Genomic DNA, 16,173 nt, shown 5'->3' with positions numbered 1-16,173 from the left:
GAAAGCAGGTAGCAGACATGGATTTCACTCCCACCGAAGCCCAGCTCGACCTGGCCCGGTTGACCGGCGAGGTGTGCGGCAAGCTCGTCACCGCCGACCGGCTGCGCGAACTCGACACCGCGACCGAACGATTCGACGAGGCGCTCTGGGGCTCGCTGGCCGAGACCGGCGTGCTCGCCGCGGCACTGCCCGAGGCTGTCGGCGGCAACGACTTCGGCGTGCTCGAGCAGACCGCGGTGCTGCGTGAGCTCGGCAAGCACGTCGCGGCGGTGCCGTATCTGTGGTCGATCGTGGTCGGCGCAGGTGCCTTGGCTCGTTTCGGGGATGCGGCGCAGCAAGATCGGGCGACTCAGGCGGGTGCCGGTCGGGTCATTCTGACGGCCGCGCTCGCGGAGGAACACAACTGGGAGCCGGCCAAGCCCACCACCACCGCCGTCGAGGTGGACGGCGGCTGGCGGCTCACCGGGGCCAAGACCACCGTGCCCTTCGCCGACCGGGCCGACCGAATCCTGGTTCCCGCCACGGTGTCCGGTGCGCCCGCGGTGTTCCTGGTCGATCCGTCGGCGGCGACGGTCACCGCACAGCAGGTGGTCGACCGCTCCCCCGAGTACGCGGTCGAATTGACCGACACTCCAGCCGAATTGGTCGGCACCGTCGAGAACGGTGCGCAGATCCTGGACTGGATGCTCATCCGCGCCTGGCTCGGCCTCAGCGCCCTGCAACTCGGCACCCTGGAACGCGCACTCGAACTGGTCGCCGAATACGCCCGCGAGCGGGAACAATTCGGCAAGGCCGTCGGCAGTTTCCAAGCCGTGGCGCAGCGGCTCGCCGACGCCTACATCGACGTCCAGGGGCTGCGTCTCGCCGTCACCCAGGCCGCCTGGCAGCTCTCCGAGGATCTGCCCAGCGCCGAAGCCGTGCACACCGCCAAGTTCTGGGCGGCCGACGCGGGACATCGGGTGGCGCACACGGTCGTGCACGTGCACGGCGGCGTCGGTATCGACCGGGACCACATCGTGCACAACTACTTCACGGCCGCCAAGCATCACGAGTTCGCATTGGGCGGGGGTACCGATCACCTGCGCGCCCTCGGTGCGCACCTGGCCGCCTCCTGATCGGACGCAGTACCCATTCGGCCCGTCGGCTCGATCGGCGGGCCGAATTCTGTACCCATCCAGATCAGGTGTTGTGCCGAATGCCGGTGAGGTGCCGGCGTTCGCGACGAGTCTCCGCCGCGAACAGGCACCGCTACCCACATCGGCACCTGAGGTCCTGGAGGGCTACTTGGCGGCACGACGATCGACACTCGCGGTTTTGGCCGCGGCCTTATTCCTGAGCTGCATGGGTGGGATAGGCGATGCCCATGGCCAACCAGTGGGTAGAACGGGCGCACTCATCGCCCAGGCCGAGGCCCGCACCGCCAGCGCAAACGCTCGCGGCGCCTCCGCTTTCCAAGCGGTAGGTACCGCCACCGCCAACGAGCCGGTGACGTACACGCAGGAGGTTCGGCCGGTATCTCTCGAAGAAATTCAGTTCCGGCCCTCGTTGCCCGGCGCGGTCAAGGCCGCCACGATCGCCGCACAGGCCGCAACCGCAGCGCTCGCGACCATCGACGAGCTCCCGAACCCGCCGAAGGACGTCCGGCGCACCGCGGCAGCGGCACAACAAGCCGCGGTGAAAGCCGCGGCGACACCGGACAATGTCAAACTCGCGAACCTCGCCGCGTCGGCGGAGAACGCAGCTCTCGACGCCAGTTCCGCCGCCTTCGGCACAACCGCGACCAGGGTCGAGTGGATCCGGACCGGCTAGCCCTACCGGAATCGAAACCGGCCCAAACGAATCGGCCTCGTCGGTCTCACCGGCGGGGCCGATTCGCTCTTTCGTCCGCCTATTGGTCCTTCGCCGACGTGAGGTAACGCTGGAGTGTGGGGGCGATTTCGGCGATCAGTTCGTCTCGGGTGAAGGCGACGACCGGCGGGATGCGCAGGACGTAGCGGCAGAGGGCCAGGCCGAGGAGTTGAGTGACCACGAGGCCGCCGCGACGGGGGGCGTCGGCGGGGTCGCCGAAGCGCAGAACAGCGGGCAGCACCTGCTGGGCGAAGACCGCGCGGAAGCGTTCGGTGACGGCGTCGTCGGTGACGGCCGAACGCAGCAGGGTCAGCAGGACTTCGTTGCCGGGAGGCTCTTCCCAGAGGGCCAGGAAGCGGCGCACCAGTAGTTCGCCGAGCGAGTCCCGGTCGGCGGCGGCCAGGTCGGGCAGGGCCAGATCGATGTCGACCGCGGCAGCGAACAAGCCGTCCTTACTGCCGAAGTAGCGCATGACCATGGACGGGTCGATGGCCGCGTCCGCCGCGATGGCACGGATGGTCGCCTTGCCGTAGCCCTCCGCGGCGAATCGGGCGCGGGCGGCATCGAGGATGGCCGCGCGGGTCGCGTCGGAGCGGCGCGCAGGCGGTTGATCAGGCACGGTCGTCATGCCAACAAGTGTAGGCCAACACCTGTTGACTTACGAAACGCGGCGGCTTACGGTTATGCCAACAATCGTTGGCCCACAGATGTTGACTTCAGGAGTTCTCATGACCACCACCCCGCTGCCGGACACCACCGCCGTCCTGATCGTCGGTGCGGGGCCCGCCGGGCTCACCGCCGCGATCACGCTGGCCGACGCAGGCGTCGATTTCGTCCTGCTCGATCGGCTTGCCGAGGGCGCCAACACTTCTCGCGCCGCCGTCGTGCATGCCAGGACCCTGGAGATGCTGCACGAGCTCGGCATCGCCGAGGAGCTCATCGCGAAAGGCATTGTGGTGCCCCGGTTCACCGTGCACGACGGTGCCCGCACGCTGGCGACCATCCGGTTCGACGGGCTCCCCACGCCGTACCCCTACACCCTGATGACGCCGCAGGACACCACCGAGGCGGTGCTGCTCGCCCGGCTGCGCAAGGCGGGCGGCGAGGTGCGGCGGCCGTACCAGGTCACCAGCCTGGTCAACGAAAAGGACGGCGTGACTGTCGAATACACCGATGGCGACGGCGCTGCCGGTACACTGCGCGCCGACTACGTCATCGGCGCCGACGGTATGCACAGTGTCGTCCGCGAGCAGGCGGGCATCGAATTCGCCGGCGACACCTACCCGGCGTCCTTCGTCCTGGCCGACGTCCGGATGGACTGGCCGATCGCGCGAGACGAAGTGGCGCTGCATCTTTCGCCCGAGGGCGTCACAGTTGTCGCACCACTGCCCGACTCCGCGGAACAGAACCGCTACCGAGTCGTCGCCACCCTCGATGATGCACCCGAACACCCGACCCGCGACGACATCCAAACCGTGCTCGACACCCGCGGCCCCGGCGGCGACATCAAGGTCAGCGAGGTGCTGTGGAGCTCACGCTTCCGCGTGCACCACCGCGTCGCCGCCCACTACCGCGCCGGCCGGATCCTGCTCGCAGGCGACGCCGCCCACGTACACAGCCCCGCAGGCGGCCAGGGCATGAACACCGGCATCCAAGACGCCGCCACTCTCGGCCCCCTACTCGCCCGAGTCCTCGCCGGCGAACCCGACACCCTTCTCGACACCTACGAAACCACCCGCCGCCCAATAGCTCTCGGCGTCGTAGCCTTCACCGACCGAATGACCCGCATGGCCACCCTCCGCCCCCGCCCCGCCCGCACCCTCCGCAACCTCGCCCTCTCAACCCTCACCCGCATCCCCACCGTCCGCACCGCCCTAGCCCACCGCCTCGCCGAACTCCCCCACCGCTGAACGCCAGCGGTCCCACCGGGACAATTAACTGAACTACTTCAGAACTTCCCGTAGGATGGGCGTATGAGCTCCAAGACGTTCCCGTTCAGCGACCTGATTCGTAAGCAGACCTCGGTGTTTCCTGCGCTCGATGACGCCGACGTGATCCTGGAGCGCCGCGACGCCGAGAATCTGGTGCTGTCGCGCTCCGAGCGGTTCGAGGCGAAAGAGACCGCGATCCGGCTGCTCGCCAGGACCATCGCGATCATTGCCAAGACGAACCGCAGCTTGGCCGAGGAAGTGTTCTCCGAAGAGCTGCCGTGGCTGAAGTGGCTACCCGACACGGGGCGCACCGAGGCCGTCAACGAACTCCTCGACCACCTGATCGCCGGGGCCGCCACCGGACTGTTTACCCCGTTCGCCCGCGATCTGGTCGCATGGCAGCACACCGCCGAGATCTACGCCCAGCCAGAATTGGCGCGCCGCCTCGCCGGCCCCTTCGAGCCCAGCGAGTTCACCGAGGTGGCCCGCCCCGGCGGTGCCGAATGAAGCTTCGCAAAGGCGACGAGGTTCCCCGTCCGCGCCCGTGGCGGGTAGTCGTGCACAACCTCAATGCCGCGAAGGGCTGGGCCGAACTGCTGGCGCAGGCTCCCGGCAATCTCGATCGCGCCTGGGTCGACATCACCAGCGACCCACGCAGCGTCGCGAACCCGTCCCGGCAGCATCGACTCAAATTCGAGTTGAAGTCGATCAAAATGGGCGGCGCCGAACTGGAGCAATGGCAGTACGAAATCACCGGCGGCGGCCGGATTTGGTACGCGATCGCCGACGAGGAACGAACCCTGTACCTGACACTCGCAGGCACCGGACATCCCCGCCAGACCGACCGCCGACGCTAGGGGGGCCTTGACTACCGAAGGGCCGCTGCATGATTCGCGGCGGCCCTTCGGGTAGGCAGTCTTACTTGCTACTTGCGCAGGTGTGCGCGTCGGCGGCGCTGGAAGTCGTTATTGGATACCGGCTTTCGCCTGGATGATGTCGCCATTGGTGAAGTCGACCTGGCGGCGGGCGTTGGACAGGGCGGTCACTACGCAGGTGCCGAAGGGGCCGGTTCTGTCGAACAAGGTTGCGCTGCCGACTGCTACACCGTCGGTGCTGAGGTGGCTGTCGGCCTCTACGCCGACCTCGGAACCCACGGGCAGACGGGCCAGCGCCAGCGTCATGTCGGTGTTGATGAAGCCGATGCCGGCGCTGCCCCAGTTGGTCATCAGGCTGGTGGCCTCGCCGATGACTACGGCACCGACGAACGGGGAGGGTGGTTCGCCCTCGATGACCCGCATCGGCGCCTGCCACATGCGCTTTCGGCTGTCGTTCTGGTGCTCGCCGATCTCGGGCGACCAACCCTCGGCGTGCGCGTCACTGCCCCACAGCGGGCGCGTGGGTTCGGTGGCGACCGGCACCGACGGTGGCCGGGGCACCTCCGCCCGCGTCCACAACTGCCCCGGCGGCTGGGCCGACCGCTCGAGGAAGACGACCGTCGCCCGTGCGACGTCCACACCGTCCTGCATCAACGCGGCATCGGCGACGCGGATCCGCCGCCCTTCCCGAACCAGCTCCGTGACTACCGTCAGCGGTTTGGCGAGCGTGGGCCGGAACAGATCAACGGTCAACCTGGCGGGCAGGAAGCCCGGCGAACCATGTTGCCGCTCCAATGTTCTGGCCAGCAGCCCACAGACGGCTGGTCCATTGACCATCGTCGGCGACCAGGCGCTCGCGGCGAACGGCAACGGCTCGAAGCCGCGCGCGGTCTCCTCGAAGAACCCGTAACGGACCGCCACGTCGATCCCCCTTGTTCCCCGGCGTCCTACTTGCTGCTCGCCTCGGCGTGCTCGTCGGCGGGACGGGACTCGGTTTGGGACTTGGCCCAGCGGTAGTCGGGTTTGCCTGCGGGGGAACGCTTGATTTCGTCTACGAACCAGAGGCTGCGGGGGAGTTTGTAGGGGGCTATTTCCTTGGTCAGGAAGGGGCGTAGTTCTTCGATGGTGGGGTGGTTTTCGCCGCGGCATTGCACGACGGCGACTACGCGTTGGCCCCAGCGCTGGTCTTCTACGCCGACGACGAGGGCGTCGAAGATTTCCGGGTGGGTTTTGAGGGCGCCCTCGACCTCTTCGGGGTAGATCTTCTCGCCACCACTGTTGATGCTGACCGAGCCGCGGCCGAGCATGGTGACCGTGCCGTCTTCCTCGACCCTGGCGTAGTCGCCGGGGATGGCGTAGCGAACCCCGTTGAACACCTTGAAGGTTGCCGCGCTCTTGGCTTCGTCCTTGTAGTAGCCGAGCGGGATGTGCCCGCTGCGGGCGAGGAGGCCGACCTGCCCGGAGCCGGGTTCGACCGGGTTGCCTGCCTCGTCGAGCACCTGGGTGGAGGCGTCGATCTTCACCCGTGGGCCGCCGGTGTGGTTGACACCCTTGGCGACGATCGACAGACCACCGAAACCCGTCTCGGAGGAACCAATGGAGTCCGAGATCAACCGGTTCGGCAGCAGCTCGACGAACTGGTCCTTGAGCGCGGGCGAGAACAGCGCGGCACTGCTCGCCATCACGTAGAGGCTCGAAAGGTCGTAGGGCTGACCGGTTTCCGGGTTGCCCTCGATCAGCGCGTCCAGCATCGGCCGCGCCATGGCGTCGCCGGTGATGAAGATGAGGTTGATCTTGTGGCGGTCGATCGCCTGCCACACGCCGTGCCCGCTGAACTCGGGCAGCATCACGGCTTTACCACCGTCGAACAGGCTGTGGAACGTGGCGGTCTGCGAGCCACCGTGGATCATCGGCGGAATCGGGAACCGCACCATCTGCGGGTTGTTGGCCGCACCGGTCTTGGACTGCTGCCATTCGTCCTCGATGGGCTCGCCGGTGATGAAGTTGATGCCACCGCCGAGCACCCGCCACCAGTCCTCGTGCCGCCACATCACGCCCTTGGGCAGCCCGGTGGTGCCGCCGGTGTAGAGCATGAAGATGTCGTCGGGCGAGCGCGGACCGAAGTCCCGTGTACCGGACGAGGCGGCCAGCGCGGTCTCGTATTCGACCGAATCCGCTGCGGTCGCAACGGTGCCGGTCGTATCGTCGTCGACGACGAGAACCGTCTTCAGCTGCGGGGTGTTCGACCGGACCCCGGCCACCCGATCGCTGTAGCGGCGCTCGTGGATCAACGCGACCATGTCCGAATTGTCGAAGATGTATTGCAACTCGTTCTCGACGTACCGGAAGTTCACATTGATCATCACTGCCCGCGCCTTGAACACCGCGACCATCGCCTCGACGGCCTCGATCGTGTTGCGCGAGTAGATGCCGACCTTGTCCCCCGGCTGCACACCGTGTTCGAGCAGGTAGTGAGCCAACTTGTTGGCGCGCTCCTCCAGCTGTGCGTAGGTCACCTCGCGGCCGTCGTCAGCGAGCGCGACGCGGTCGGGCATCAGGTCGATGGCGTGTTCGACAAGGTCCGCTATGTTGTAGCTCACAGGCTAAAAATAGAACGTGTTACTGTTCTTGGCAAGGCCGTAGCGACTGCTTGCAGGTCGCTCGAAAAGATCGGCTTGAAAGTCAGGAGATCTGCTAATGCCGCACTGCCTCGTTGAGAAACGCGACCATGTCCTCATCGTCACGATGAATCGCCCCGAGGCGCGCAACGCGCTCTCGGCGGAGATGATGGCGATCATGCGCGACGCCTGGGATCAGGTGGACAGCGATCCGGACATCAGGGTGGCCATTCTGACCGGCGCGGGCGGCGCGTTCTGCGCGGGCGCGGACCTCAAGGCGATGACCGCGCAGCACCCCGGCGATTCGTTCGCGGGCGGCGGCTGGGACCTGTCGAAGATCGAGGCGCTGCTCAAGGGCCGCAGGCTCACCAAGCCGCTGATCGCCGCGGTCGAGGGCCCGGCCATCGCGGGCGGCACCGAGATCCTGCAGGGCACCGATATCCGGGTGGCCGGCGAGAGCGCGAAATTCGGTGTGTCCGAGGCACGCTGGGGCCTGTTCCCGCTCGGCGGTTCCGCGGTGCGCCTGGTGCGCCAGATTCCGTACACCGTCGCCGCGGACATCCTGCTGACCGGCAGGCACGTCACCGCCGCCGAGGCCAAGGAGATCGGGCTGATCGGGCACGTCGTCCCGGATGGCAGCGCGCTGGACAAGGCCCTCGAACTCGCCGCGCAGATCGCCGCCAACGGCCCGCTGGCCGTGCAGGCCATCCTGCGGACCATCCGGGAGACCGAGGGCATGCACGAGGAAGAGGCGTTCCAGATCGACGCGAAGCTCGGCATGGCCGTGTTCCGCTCGACCGACGCCAAGGAGGGCCCGAAGGCCTTCGCGGAGAAGCGCAAACCGACCTTCACCGGCAGCTGAGACCACGCCGCCCCCGGCACCTTCGGGTACCGGGGGCGGCTCATGCCGGGCTCAATTGCCCGGGTAGTCCATCCAGAACGGCTCCCACTGGTGGCCGTCCGGATCGAGGAAGGTGCGGCTGTACATGCCGACCTGCGCCTCCTGCGCGCGCTTGTCCTCGCTGATCTCCTCGGTGCCCCCCGCGGTGAGTGCCGCGGCGGCGAGCGCATCCACCTCCGCGCTGCTGGTCAGCGCCAATCCGTAAGTGGCGCCGATCTTCTCGGTGGTGTCCGCGACCTGGCGCTTGCTGAAGTTGGTAAAGAACTGCCGGGTCAGCAGCATGAGGCAGATATTGTCGTCGATCACGATGCAGGCCGCGTTGTCGTCGCTGAACTCCTGGTTGACCTTCCAGCCGAGCGCCTCGTAGAAGTTCTTCGACCGGTTCAGCTCGGCGACGGGTAGGTTGAGAAAAATCATCCGGCTGGTCATGTCACGACACCTTTTCGTAGTCCGCCTGTTTAGTTGCGCAGAAATAAGGACGAGACCCGGCCGCTGAACTCATCGCTCGCCCCCACGGCTGTGACCACCCGCACCCGGCGCCGCGGGTGTTGATCTTGCTGGTGCTGGTAGCAAGCTTTCGGGTCTGGGATGTGTCGGTGGGCTGTGGCATGGTGACACCCATGAACGACCCGTCCGGCCACTCCGCCGGCCTTGCTCCCGACGTGCTCGAATCCTTCGAGAAGCACCGCCGGGAATTGTGCGCCTACGCCTACCGCATGCTCGGTTCGTCTTTCGAAGCCGAGGACGCGGTCCAGGAAACCTTCACCCGCGCGTGGAAGTCCTACGACTCGTTCGAGGGACGCGCGAGCCTGCGCTCCTGGCTGTATCGAATCGCCACCAATGTCTGCCTGGACATGCTCGACGGCCCGCAGCGGCGAGCCAGGCCGATGGACCTGAACGGTCCGTCGCGGCCGGATTCACCGTTACCCGCGCCGCAGCCGGACTACGTCTGGATCGAACCGATCCCGAACGCCCTGGCGTTCGGCGCCGACCCGGCCGACCACGCCTCGGCCAAGGACACGCTGCGACTGGCGTTCGTCGCGGCCTGCCAGCACCTACCCGCCACCCAGCGCGCGATCCTGATCATGCGCGAGGTGCTGCGGTTCTCCGCCAACGAGACCGCCGAAGCCCTCACCATGTCCCCCGCGTCGGTGAACAGCGCATTGCAACGCGCCAGGGCCACCATGTCGAAGGTGCAGCCGAGCACGGCGGACAACTACGACGAGTCCAACGAAGACCAGCGCAAGCTGGTCGACAACTTCGTCAAGGCGTTCGAGGCCTACGACATGGACACCCTCACCACACTGCTCAAAACCGATGTGGCGCTGTCCATGCCGCCGATCGAGTTCTGGGTCTCCGGCCCGGCGAACGTTGCCGAGTTCATGCTCGGCCACGGCGCAGGCTGCCGCGACTCGCGCCTGGTCCGCCTGGACGGCGCCAACGGCAACCCCGCCTTCGGTCACTACAAGCCCAGCGGCGAGCCGGGCGTGTGGGTCCCGTGGTCGATCACCGTGCTGGAGCTCGACGGGAACGAGGTTGCGGGCATGAGCTTCTTCCTCGATACGGAGAAGCTGTTCCCGTTGTTCGGGCTGGCAGCGGAGTTGCGCGAAGCGGTCTGAATGCCCTGTCGCCCGCCCCCGGAAGGGTTGCTAGGCAAAGACGGCGCTATGCGCCCGGAGCGGGTGGCGTGAAAGGGGTGTGCACACCGTTTGTGTCAGCCGCACACCCTGTATAGCGGGTGTGCGGCTAGCGAAAAGGGTGTGCGGCAAGCAGATGCGAATCGAGCAGAGTCATATGGTCGCTACCTGATCTTGGGTAGCGACCATATGACTCTGACCATTTCGGAGATGCTCGACAACGCCACCACAGCCAGATGACCACGCCGGAAGCCCGGCGCTACGCACCTGACTCGAGGTGAAAGCCGGGTACGGCACCCGACGCGCCCAGCACTACTCACAGGAAAACCTGGGTGAGTCTTCAGCTCCCCGAGACGGTCATCTCGGGGAGTACTTGGCGTACCCCACCGAGCCGGATCCGCTACGTACTAGGACGCGGGGACGTAGCGCTCGCGGAGTTTGCGCTTGTACAACTTCCCGTTGGGGTCGCGGGGCAGTTCGGGGAGGTAGTCGACCGACTTGGGCATCTTGTACTTCGCCAATTGGGTTGCGGCGAAGGCGAGTAGCTCGGCGGTGAGGTCGTCGGTGCCCTCGATGCCCTCGGCGGGCTGGACGACGGCCTTGACCTCGGCGCCCCAATCCGGGTGCGGGATACCGAAGACCGCGACGTCGGCGACCTTCGGGTGGGTGATCAGGACGTTCTCGATCTCGGCGGGGTAGATGTTCACCCCGCCGGACAGGATCAGGTCGGAGCGGCGGTCGTGCAGGTAGAGGTAGCCGTCCTCGTCGAGGTGGCCGATGTCGCCGACGGTGAACAGGTCGCCGACGCGCGAATCCTCGGTCTTGGCCTTGTCGTGGTGGTACTCGAAACTCGAAGCGCCCATCCGCATGTAGACCAGGCCGGGTTCACCGACAGGCACCTCGGACCCGTCCTCCTCGCTGAGCACCTTGATCACCGACCACGGCCACGCCTTGCCGACCGAGCCCGGCTTCTGCAGCCACTCGGTCCCGTTGATCACCGTGCCGCCGCCCTCGGTGGCCGCGTAGTACTCGGTGACCGTCGGGCCCCACCACTCGAGCATCCTTCGCTTGGTCTCCTGCGGGCAGGGGGCGGCACCGTGCACCATGCTGCGCAGCGAGGACACGTCGTACTTGGCGCGCACCTCCTCGGGCAGCGCGAGCAGCCGATGGAACTGGGTGGGCACCATGTGGCTATGCGTCACGCGGTACTTGTCGATCAGCCGCAGCATGTCCTCGGCGTCCCAGCGATCCATCAGAACGAGCTTGTGCCCCAACTGAATCGAGATGGTCGCGAAGTTCAGCACCGCGGTGTGATAGAGCGGCGACCCGCAGATGTGCACGTGATCGTCGTACGGCGCGAGGCCGAACAGGCCGAAGAACGCATTGGTGTGCGGCGGAACGACATCCGGGTCGGCGCCGGTGAGCGGGCGGCGAACGCCCTTGGGGCGCCCGGTGGTTCCGGAGGTGTAGAGCATCGGCGCCCCGGTGCTGCGGTCGGCCGGTCGGCCGGTGTCCGCGGCGCCCAGCCAGGCCACCGATTTGAAGCCGTCGATCTCACCCACCGAAAAGCGCGCCGTAGCAGGCAATCCCGCCTCATCGGCGGCGGCTTTGGCGGTGGCGGCGAAGCGATCGCCAGCCAGGAACGCCTTGGCCTCGCTGTCCTGCAGGATGTAGGCGACCTCCGGGCCGGTGAGGTGCCAGTTCACCGCGACGATGTACAGCCCGGCCTGGTACGCCGCGAAGTAGGCGGCGATCGCCTCGACGCAGTTGTGCACCATGCTCACCAGCACGTCGCCGGTTTCCAGGCCGAGGCCGCGCAGGCCGGTGGCGTAGCGGTTGGCCAGGGTGGCCAATTCGCGATACGTCACCTCCCGGCCCGCCGGATCGACCATGGCGATCCGATCGGGTTCGGCTTCGGCGATGTTCCACAGACCGAGAATTTTCACTGACTCCTGCGTCGTCATCTTACTGAATCTAGAACGTGTTCTACATATCGACAAGGGGTGCGAGACGACGTAATTGCGCGACATCGGAAACCGACACCAACATCATGGTGACTCCGGCCGCCGACCAGACCCCGAGTTGCTTACGGACATGCCCCTCGTCGCCGATGATCGCCGTGTCCAGAATCAGCTCGTCCGGCACCGCGGCCGCCGCCTCGGCCTTCTTGCCCGCCTGGAACAGGCTGCCGATCTCGTCGACCTCCCGCTCGTAGCCCATCCGCCGGTAGACCTGGGCGTGGAAATTCTGCTCCGGCGCGCCCATGCCGCCGATGTAGAGCGCCATGATCCAGCGCATCCGCTCGATCTCGCTCGCCGCGTCGTCGGTGATCACCACCTGGCAGCTCGCGGCGATCTCGAAGTCCGCGCGCGACCGGCGCGCACCCGCCCTGGCGAAACCCTCGTCGAGCCAGTCGTTGTACATATTCGCCAGCCGCGGCGCGTAGTAGATGGCGAGCCAGCCGTCCGCGATCTCGGCGGTCAGCGCCACATTCTTGGGGCCTTCCGCGCCGAGCCAGATCGGCAAATCCGCACGTAGCGGGTGCACGATCGGCTTGAGCGGCTTGCCGAGCCCGGTCGCACCCGGCCCACTGTAGGGCAACGGGTAGTGCGGCCCGTCATTGGTGACCGGTGCCTGTCGCTCCAGAATCCGCCGGATGATGCCGACGTACTCCCGGGTGCGCTGCAACGGCTTGGCGAACGGCTGCCCGTACCAGCCCTCCACCACCTGCGGCCCGGAGACACCCAGCCCGAGAATCGCCCGGCCGCCGCTCAGATGATCGAGCGTGAGCGCGTGCATCGCGGTTGCGGCGGGCGTTCGAGCCGACATCTGCACCACGGAGGTGCCGAGTCGCACCCGCTCCGTGGACGATCCCCACCAGGTCAGCGGCCCGAAGGCATCAGAACCCCACGACTCCGCAGCGAATACCGCATCGAACCCGGCGTCCTCCGCCGCGACCACCAACTCCCCCGCATTCTCCGGCGGCTGCGCCATCCAGTACCCGAGTTGCAATCCGAATTTCATGCTCCAGCCTTCCGACCTCGCCGGCCGCTCACACAGCCCGTCACCGACACCGCATCTTGCCAGCAGAATAAGAACCTGTTCTACTCGACATTGTGACTCAGGGGAATACCGCATCCGGCGTAATCGCGGATGAGAGAGGGTCGGAATTGAACGCCGCACCTGATGTGCTCAGCGCGCCCCTACGGGTGCGATTCGACTACACGCGGTCCGTGGGACCGACGATCGGCACCTTCTTGACCAAACTGCGCGACCGCAAGATCGTCGGGGTGCGCGGGTCGGACGGCCGGGTGCTGGTGCCGCCGCCGGAATACGATCCGATCACCGCGGCTCCGCTCACCGAGTTCGTCGACGTGGCCGCGGTCGGCACCGTCGAATCGTGGACCTGGGTGCGCGAACCGCTGCCCGGCCAGCCGTTCGACCGGCCGTTCGCCTGGGCGCTGATCCGGCTGGACGGCGCGGACACCGCGCTGCTGCACGCGGTCGACGTCGCCACGCCCGAGGACATGCGGACCGGCATGCGGGTAGCGGTGCGGTGGGCCGCCGAGACCACCGGAACCATCCACGACATCGCCTGCTTCGAGCCAGGTGAAGAGTCCGACACCAGTGCGGCCACGGTCGGCGGCGAGCCGGTCACGATGCTCACCACGCCGGTCGACCTGGCCTACAAGCACACCGCCTCGCCGCAGGAGACCGTCTACCTGCGCGGACTGGCCGAGGGCAAGCTGCTCGGCGGGCGCACCGACGCCGCGGGCAAGGTGTACTTCCCGCCGCGCGGCGCGAACCCGACCGACGGCAGGCCCACCGACGAGGTCGTCGAGCTGCCCGACCGCGGCACGGTCACCACGTTCTGCATCGTGAACGTGCCGTTCCTCGGTCAGCGGATCAAGCCGCCGTACGTCGCGGCCTACGTGCTGCTGGACGGCGCGGACATCCCGGTGCTGCATCTCGTACTCGGTTGCGAGGCAAGCGAAGTGCGGATGGGCATGCGCGTGGAGGCGGTATGGAAGCCGCGCGAGGAGTGGGGCTACGGGCTGGAGAACGTGGACCACTTCCGCCCCACCGGCGAGCCGGATGCCGACTACGAGACCTACAAGCACCACCTCTGAGAGAGGCGCACGTTGACTGACAACGGAACCGACATCGCGGTCGTGGGTTTCGCCCACGCGCCGCACGTGCCGGAGACCTTCGGCACCACCAATGGCGTGGAGATGCTGGTGCCCTGCTTCCAGCAGCTCTACCGCCAGCTCGGCATCACCAAGTCCGACATCGACTTCTGGTGCTCGGGCTCCTCGGATTACCTTGCCGGGCGGGCCTTTTCGTTCATCTCCGCGATCGATGCGATCGGCGCGGTACCGCCGATCAACGAATCGCACGTGGAGATGGACGCGGCATGGGCGCTGTACGAGGCGTGGGTGAAACTGCGCTCGGGACAGGCGGAGACGGCGCTGGTGTACGGCTTCGGTAAATCATCGGCGGGCACACTGCGCCAGGTGCTCACCATGCAGCTCGATCCGTACCTGGTGACACCGCTGTGGCCGGACGCCTGGTCCATTGCCGGCTTGCAGGCGAGGGCCGGACTGGACGCGGGCCGCTGGACCGAACGCGACATGGCCGCGGTAGCCGCGGACGCATTAGCCGCCGGCGGCCGGGCGACCCAGGCCGAAAGTCTGCTCGACGCACCGTATATCGCCGATCCGCTGCGCGCGCACGACATCGCCCCGATCACCGACGGCGCCGCCGCGATCGTGCTCGCCATCGGCGACCGGGCCCGCGAACTCTGCGAGCGGCCCGCCTGGATCACCGGCATGTCGCATCGGGTGGATACGCCGATGCTCGGCGCGCGCGATCTCACCGTGTCCCCCTCCACTTCGGCTGCCGCACAGGCGGTTACCGGCGGTGACACGCACTTCGACGTGGCTGAACTGCATGCGCCGTTCAGCCATCAGCAGCTGATCCTCGCCGAGGCCATCGGCCTGAAGAACGGCACCAAGGTGAACCCCTCGGGTGGTGCACTCGCCGCGAACCCGATGTTCGCCACCGGACTGGAACGGATCGGCTTCGCGGCCAACGCGATCATGGACGGCTCCGCGAATCGCGCACTCGCGCACGCCACCAGTGGGCCCGCGTTGCAGCAAAACCTTGTGACAGTTCTGGATTCGGAGGCGAGCCGATGACCAATCCGGCTGCGGTGCTCGGCACCGGACAAACCCATCACGTGACGAAAAGAACCGATGTATCGATGGCGGGCATGTGCCGTGAAGCCATTGATCGCGCGCTCGTCGATGCCGGCCTCACCATCGCCGATATCGACGCGGTGGTGGTCGGTAAAGCGCCGGACCTGTTCGAGGGCGTCATGATGCCCGAGCTGTATCTCGCGGATGCGTTGGGCGCCACCGGAAAACCGCTGTTGCGCGTGCACACCGCCGGTTCGGTCGGCGGCTCGACCGGCGTGGTCGCCGCCAATCTGGTGCAGGCCGGCGTACACAAACGGGTCCTCGCGATCGCCTGGGAAAAGCAGTCGGAGTCGAATGCCATGTGGGCGTTGTCGATTCCGGTGCCGTTCACCATGCCGGTCGGCGCGGGCGCGGGCGGCTACTTCGCCCCGCACGTGCGTTCCTACATCCGGCGCTCCAACGCGCCGAGCCACATCGGCGCGATGGTCGCGGTCAAGGACCGGCGCAACGGCGCCAAGAACCCGCTGGCGCACCTGAAACAGCCGGACATCACGCTGGAATCGGTGCTGGCCTCGCAAATGCTCTGGGACCCTATCCGTTTCGACGAGACCTGCCCGTCCTCGGACGGCGCGTGCGCCATCGTGCTCGGTGACGAGGAGGCGGCGACCGCCGTCGAGGCCACCGGCAAGAAGGTCGCGTGGGTGCACGGCACCGCGATGCGCACCGAGCCGACCACCTTCGCCGGACGCGACCAGGTGAACCCGCAGGCCGGCCAGGACGCCGCGGCCGCGCTGTGGAAGGCCGCCGGGATCACCGACCCGCTCAGCGAGATCGACGTGGCGGAGATCTACGTGCCGTTCTCCTGGTTCGAACCGATGTGGCTGGAAAACCTCGGCTTCGTGCCGCAGGGCGACGGCTGGAAACTCACCGACAAGGGCGAGACCGAGATCGGCGGCATTCTGCCGGTCAACCCGTCCGGCGGGGTGCTCTCCTCGAACCCGATCGGCGCGTCGGGGCTGATCCGGTTCGCCGAGGCGGCCAAGCAGGTCATGGGCCGGGCCGGTGCCTACCAGGTCGAGGGTGCGCGTAAAGCCTTCGGCCACGCCTATGGTGGCGGGTCCCAGTACTTCTCGATGTGGGTGGTCGGGGCTGATAAGCGATGACC

General features: G+C 67.1%; 16 protein-coding genes. 10 read left to right on the top strand and 6 right to left on the bottom strand.

Annotation, left to right across the window (positions count from 1 at the left end; all coding sequences use genetic code 11):
* Positions 1 to 17: 17 nt before the first annotated feature.
* Complete coding sequence (locus tag IBX18_RS12165; RefSeq protein WP_194833855.1) at positions 18 to 1,115, top strand: acyl-CoA dehydrogenase family protein; 1,098 nt, start codon at positions 18 to 20, stop codon at positions 1,113 to 1,115.
* A 259-nt stretch (positions 1,116 to 1,374) separates the two neighbouring features.
* Entirely contained in the window at positions 1,375 to 1,809 is a 435-nt protein-coding gene (locus IBX18_RS12160) for a hypothetical protein (protein ID WP_194833854.1), read from the top strand.
* A gap of 79 nt (positions 1,810 to 1,888) precedes the next feature.
* Here the strand turns inward: IBX18_RS12160 and IBX18_RS12155 are convergent, their stop codons facing one another.
* Entirely contained in the window at positions 1,889 to 2,476 is a 588-nt protein-coding gene (locus IBX18_RS12155; RefSeq protein ID WP_194833853.1) for a TetR/AcrR family transcriptional regulator, read from the bottom strand.
* A 100-nt stretch (positions 2,477 to 2,576) separates the two neighbouring features.
* Here IBX18_RS12155 and IBX18_RS12150 point away from each other — a divergent pair, with 100 nt between their 5' ends.
* The 3 genes from IBX18_RS12150 (at position 2,577) to IBX18_RS12140 (ending at position 4,636) form a co-directional block, all read left to right on the top strand.
* Positions 2,577 to 3,758 (top strand): FAD-dependent monooxygenase, encoded by a 1,182-nt coding sequence (locus tag IBX18_RS12150; protein WP_194833852.1) that lies wholly within the window; start codon positions 2,577 to 2,579, stop codon positions 3,756 to 3,758.
* 63 nt (positions 3,759 to 3,821) lie between these two features.
* Positions 3,822 to 4,286, top strand: a complete 465-nt coding sequence (locus IBX18_RS12145) for a hypothetical protein (RefSeq protein ID WP_194833851.1) — start codon at positions 3,822 to 3,824, stop codon at positions 4,284 to 4,286.
* Positions 4,283 to 4,636 (top strand): hypothetical protein, encoded by a 354-nt coding sequence (locus tag IBX18_RS12140; RefSeq protein WP_194833850.1) that lies wholly within the window; start codon positions 4,283 to 4,285, stop codon positions 4,634 to 4,636. Before IBX18_RS12145 ends, IBX18_RS12140 begins: the two co-directional genes overlap by 4 nt.
* A 108-nt stretch (positions 4,637 to 4,744) precedes the next feature.
* Here the strand turns inward: IBX18_RS12140 and IBX18_RS12135 are convergent, their stop codons facing one another.
* Both IBX18_RS12135 and IBX18_RS12130 read right to left on the bottom strand, forming a co-directional pair.
* Positions 4,745 to 5,575 carry a thioesterase family protein gene (locus IBX18_RS12135; RefSeq protein ID WP_306796239.1) on the bottom strand — a complete coding sequence of 277 codons (831 nt, stop codon included), beginning with the start codon at positions 5,573 to 5,575 and terminating at the stop codon, positions 4,745 to 4,747.
* 26 nt (positions 5,576 to 5,601) lie between these two features.
* Complete coding sequence (locus IBX18_RS12130; protein ID WP_194833849.1) at positions 5,602 to 7,254, bottom strand: acyl-CoA synthetase; 1,653 nt, start codon at positions 7,252 to 7,254, stop codon at positions 5,602 to 5,604.
* Between the two features lie 97 nt (positions 7,255 to 7,351).
* Here IBX18_RS12130 and IBX18_RS12125 point away from each other — a divergent pair, with 97 nt between their 5' ends.
* Positions 7,352 to 8,134, top strand: coding sequence for a crotonase/enoyl-CoA hydratase family protein (locus IBX18_RS12125; protein ID WP_107653924.1), 783 nt, complete (start codon positions 7,352 to 7,354; stop codon positions 8,132 to 8,134).
* A gap of 51 nt (positions 8,135 to 8,185) precedes the next feature.
* Here IBX18_RS12125 and IBX18_RS12120 read toward each other — a convergent pair whose 3' ends face one another.
* Entirely contained in the window at positions 8,186 to 8,602 is a 417-nt protein-coding gene (locus IBX18_RS12120; protein ID WP_107653923.1) for a VOC family protein, read from the bottom strand.
* A 191-nt stretch (positions 8,603 to 8,793) separates the two neighbouring features.
* Here IBX18_RS12120 and IBX18_RS12115 point away from each other — a divergent pair, with 191 nt between their 5' ends.
* Positions 8,794 to 9,792, top strand: a complete 999-nt coding sequence (locus tag IBX18_RS12115) for a sigma-70 family RNA polymerase sigma factor (protein ID WP_194833848.1) — start codon at positions 8,794 to 8,796, stop codon at positions 9,790 to 9,792.
* 425 nt (positions 9,793 to 10,217) lie between these two features.
* Here the strand turns inward: IBX18_RS12115 and IBX18_RS12110 are convergent, their stop codons facing one another.
* Both IBX18_RS12110 and IBX18_RS12105 read right to left on the bottom strand, forming a co-directional pair.
* Complete coding sequence (locus IBX18_RS12110) at positions 10,218 to 11,774, bottom strand: acyl-CoA synthetase (protein ID WP_194833847.1); 1,557 nt, start codon at positions 11,772 to 11,774, stop codon at positions 10,218 to 10,220.
* A 22-nt stretch (positions 11,775 to 11,796) separates the two neighbouring features.
* On the bottom strand, positions 11,797 to 12,834 hold the full coding sequence (locus tag IBX18_RS12105; RefSeq protein ID WP_194833846.1) for an LLM class F420-dependent oxidoreductase: 1,038 nt from the start codon (positions 12,832 to 12,834) through the stop codon (positions 11,797 to 11,799).
* A 146-nt stretch (positions 12,835 to 12,980) separates the two neighbouring features.
* Between IBX18_RS12105 and IBX18_RS12100 the strand changes: the two genes are divergently transcribed.
* Genes IBX18_RS12100 through IBX18_RS12090 form a run of 3 tightly spaced genes read left to right on the top strand, consistent with a single transcriptional unit; the run spans position 12,981 to position 16,171 of the window.
* On the top strand, positions 12,981 to 13,940 hold the full coding sequence (locus tag IBX18_RS12100; protein ID WP_228540885.1) for a Zn-ribbon domain-containing OB-fold protein: 960 nt from the start codon (positions 12,981 to 12,983) through the stop codon (positions 13,938 to 13,940).
* A 12-nt stretch (positions 13,941 to 13,952) separates the two neighbouring features.
* Positions 13,953 to 15,008 (top strand): thiolase domain-containing protein, encoded by a 1,056-nt coding sequence (locus IBX18_RS12095; protein WP_194833844.1) that lies wholly within the window; start codon positions 13,953 to 13,955, stop codon positions 15,006 to 15,008.
* Positions 15,005 to 16,171: a thiolase domain-containing protein gene (locus IBX18_RS12090; protein WP_194833843.1), complete on the top strand. Its 1,167-nt coding sequence runs from the start codon at positions 15,005 to 15,007 to the stop codon at positions 16,169 to 16,171. Before IBX18_RS12095 ends, IBX18_RS12090 begins: the two co-directional genes overlap by 4 nt.
* The last annotated feature ends 2 nt before the right edge of the window (positions 16,172 to 16,173 follow it).

This window comes from Nocardia sp. XZ_19_369, assembly GCF_015355715.1.
GTDB lineage: Bacteria > Actinomycetota > Actinomycetes > Mycobacteriales > Mycobacteriaceae > Nocardia.
This window is presented reverse-complemented; position numbering and strand designations above follow the sequence as displayed.